Below are 782 nucleotides of genomic sequence, written 5' to 3' on the forward strand. Positions count from 1 at the left end.
TCTACATCGGGCATCCGAATATCTAATATAATGAGGTCATAATGATTGCTGTTCGATAAGGCAATGACTTCAGAGCCATTTTTCGCACAATCGATAATGATGTCTTCACGATATCGCAATATTGTCTGGAGTAACATTCGAATACCCGGGTTATCGTCTGCTACCATTATTCGTGACGGCATCTATGGGACACCTCAATTTCAGTAATGATTCGGAATTTAGAAAAGAGTCACCTAGCGGTTTAGTTGCGTTACCCTTACGGACTATAAGCAAATGCTCTCACTGTCTCACTTTGACACCCCCGCTGAAGGCGATAATGCTTTGAAGAAAAAAGAGGCTTGGTACAAACGTACTAAGCCTCCAGTTCTTCTGGTTAGCCCAATTTATGACAACTTTGTCGTTTTAATTATAACTATTCCATTTGGGTTTTTCAATAAAAACGTCAAGATTTTTACAGAAACGCCGAATCCTCACATCCTCCAACTCATTTTCAAACCGAACACAGTGTTTATGAGCCTTGGATTTAGCAGACTCGGTGCTAAACCTCCGAATTAAGGATAAAAAAATACCCCGCATAAGTTTGCAGGGATGAACCTGTGGTGTTTGTGCCAAGTGAAGGGTTAGTAAAAATTATGAACAAAACCGAATAGATATACCTTAGATGTTATCAATAGGGCAAAAAAATGCCGAAGCTTTATGCTCCGGCTGGCATGTGGAATAGTTAGGAAGGATAATATTAAGATATCATGTATTTGATATTGAAAAAAGGGACTTTAGACCCA

General features: G+C 39.3%; 1 protein-coding gene. It reads right to left on the reverse strand.

The window, feature by feature from the left end; genetic code table 11:
* Window positions 1–182 (reverse strand): response regulator (locus H1S01_RS20500; RefSeq protein ID WP_188042179.1); only part of this gene is annotated, 182 nt, incomplete at its 3' end.
* Window positions 183–782 lie beyond the last annotated feature (600 nt).

Origin of the sequence: Heliobacterium chlorum, assembly GCF_014502795.1 — a bacterium.
GTDB classification, from domain to species: Bacteria; Bacillota; Desulfitobacteriia; order Heliobacteriales; family Heliobacteriaceae; genus Heliobacterium; species Heliobacterium chlorum.